Below are 2,500 nucleotides of genomic sequence, written 5' to 3'. Positions count from 1 at the left end.
GACCTCTTCATCTACCTCGTTCCTTTGTAACTCCGTACAGAGTGTCCTACAACCCCAAGAGGCAAGCCTCTTGGTTTGGGCTGGTCCCGTTTCGCTCGCCGCTACTCAGGGAATCGCATTTGCTTTCTCTTCCTCCGGGTACTTAGATGTTTCAGTTCCCCGGGTCTGCCTTCTCATATCCTATGTATTCAGATATGGATACCACTCCATTACGAGTGGTGGGTTTCCCCATTCGGAAATCTCCGGATCAAAGCTTGCTTACAGCTCCCCGAAGCATATCGGTGTTCGTCCCGTCCTTCATCGGCTCCTAGTGCCAAGGCATCCACCGTGCGCCCTTTCTAACTTAACCGTTAAAAAGAATCACTACGTGATATCTTGCATTACAATTGAATGTGAATTACTTCTGTTATCTAGTTTTCAAAGAACAACATCTCGAAGAATCGAATGATCCTTCAAAACTAAACAAGACAGGGAACGTTCTGTTTATAAGACCCAAGGTCTTATATTCCGTTAAAATCCTTAGAAAGGAGGTGATCCAGCCGCACCTTCCGATACGGCTACCTTGTTACGACTTCACCCCAATCATCTGTCCCACCTTCGGCGGCTGGCTCCAAAAAGGTTACCTCACCGACTTCGGGTGTTACAAACTCTCGTGGTGTGACGGGCGGTGTGTACAAGGCCCGGGAACGTATTCACCGCGGCATGCTGATCCGCGATTACTAGCGATTCCAGCTTCACGCAGTCGAGTTGCAGACTGCGATCCGAACTGAGAACAGATTTGTGGGATTGGCTTAACCTCGCGGTTTCGCTGCCCTTTGTTCTGCCCATTGTAGCACGTGTGTAGCCCAGGTCATAAGGGGCATGATGATTTGACGTCATCCCCACCTTCCTCCGGTTTGTCACCGGCAGTCACCTTAGAGTGCCCAACTGAATGCTGGCAACTAAGATCAAGGGTTGCGCTCGTTGCGGGACTTAACCCAACATCTCACGACACGAGCTGACGACAACCATGCACCACCTGTCACTCTGCCCCCGAAGGGGACGTCCTATCTCTAGGATTGTCAGAGGATGTCAAGACCTGGTAAGGTTCTTCGCGTTGCTTCGAATTAAACCACATGCTCCACCGCTTGTGCGGGCCCCCGTCAATTCCTTTGAGTTTCAGTCTTGCGACCGTACTCCCCAGGCGGAGTGCTTAATGCGTTAGCTGCAGCACTAAGGGGCGGAAACCCCCTAACACTTAGCACTCATCGTTTACGGCGTGGACTACCAGGGTATCTAATCCTGTTCGCTCCCCACGCTTTCGCTCCTCAGCGTCAGTTACAGACCAGAGAGTCGCCTTCGCCACTGGTGTTCCTCCACATCTCTACGCATTTCACCGCTACACGTGGAATTCCACTCTCCTCTTCTGCACTCAAGTTCCCCAGTTTCCAATGACCCTCCCCGGTTGAGCCGGGGGCTTTCACATCAGACTTAAGAAACCGCCTGCGAGCCCTTTACGCCCAATAATTCCGGACAACGCTTGCCACCTACGTATTACCGCGGCTGCTGGCACGTAGTTAGCCGTGGCTTTCTGGTTAGGTACCGTCAAGGTGCCGCCCTATTTGAACGGCACTTGTTCTTCCCTAACAACAGAGCTTTACGATCCGAAAACCTTCATCACTCACGCGGCGTTGCTCCGTCAGACTTTCGTCCATTGCGGAAGATTCCCTACTGCTGCCTCCCGTAGGAGTCTGGGCCGTGTCTCAGTCCCAGTGTGGCCGATCACCCTCTCAGGTCGGCTACGCATCGTCGCCTTGGTGAGCCGTTACCTCACCAACTAGCTAATGCGCCGCGGGTCCATCTGTAAGTGGTAGCCGAAGCCACCTTTTATGTTTGAACCATGCGGTTCAAACAAGCATCCGGTATTAGCCCCGGTTTCCCGGAGTTATCCCAGTCTTACAGGCAGGTTACCCACGTGTTACTCACCCGTCCGCCGCTAACATCAGGGAGCAAGCTCCCATCTGTCCGCTCGACTTGCATGTATTAGGCACGCCGCCAGCGTTCGTCCTGAGCCAGGATCAAACTCTCCGATAAAGTAGTTTGACTGACTACGCACATCACTGTGCGATTTATTTAAAACTTTGAATTAACAGGTACGTTTTGTCTTGTTTAGTTTTCAAAGAACTTTGTCCATCGCTCTTGAAGCGACTTAATTATTGTAACATATCAGTGTCGATGTCGCGCCCTCCCCCTACCCCTCCCCGCTCCTTATGCTGCTGATTGTGTTCAGTTTAAGAATGCTCGAGACAATAAAATCAAACAATCTTCAACATCACAACAGCAAAGCAAAATCAATGTAAACAAAAAAGCTAATGCCTTTCAAAGGCATTAGCTTTATATGTCTATGTGATCTTTCATATAAAAAACCCAGTTCATCATGAACTGGGTTAAGATAGCTTGGCGGCGTCCTACTCTCACAGGGGGAAACCCCCGACTACCATCGGCGCTGAAGAGCTTAACT

At 50.8% G+C, this 2,500-nt stretch carries 3 rRNA genes (2 of these 3 running past the window's edge); all 3 read right to left on the bottom strand.

Features of this window, described 5'->3' with window-relative positions:
- Nucleotides 1-349: ribosomal RNA gene (locus tag BAMF_RS21220) — 23S ribosomal RNA — on the bottom strand (it extends 2,581 nt beyond the left edge of the window).
- Between the two features lie 174 nt (nt 350-523).
- Nucleotides 524-2,073, bottom strand: a 16S ribosomal RNA gene (locus BAMF_RS21215).
- A gap of 361 nt (nt 2,074-2,434) precedes the next feature.
- A 5S ribosomal RNA gene (rrf, locus tag BAMF_RS21210) occupies nt 2,435-2,500 on the bottom strand; it runs 50 nt beyond the window's last position.
- Together the 16S, 23S and 5S rRNA genes form the textbook arrangement of a ribosomal RNA operon.

Source organism: Bacillus amyloliquefaciens DSM 7 = ATCC 23350 (assembly GCF_000196735.1).
Taxonomy (GTDB): domain Bacteria; phylum Bacillota; class Bacilli; order Bacillales; family Bacillaceae; genus Bacillus; species Bacillus amyloliquefaciens.
The sequence above is the reverse complement of the archived record's forward strand: the minus strand, read 5'-3'. Positions and strand labels throughout refer to the sequence as shown.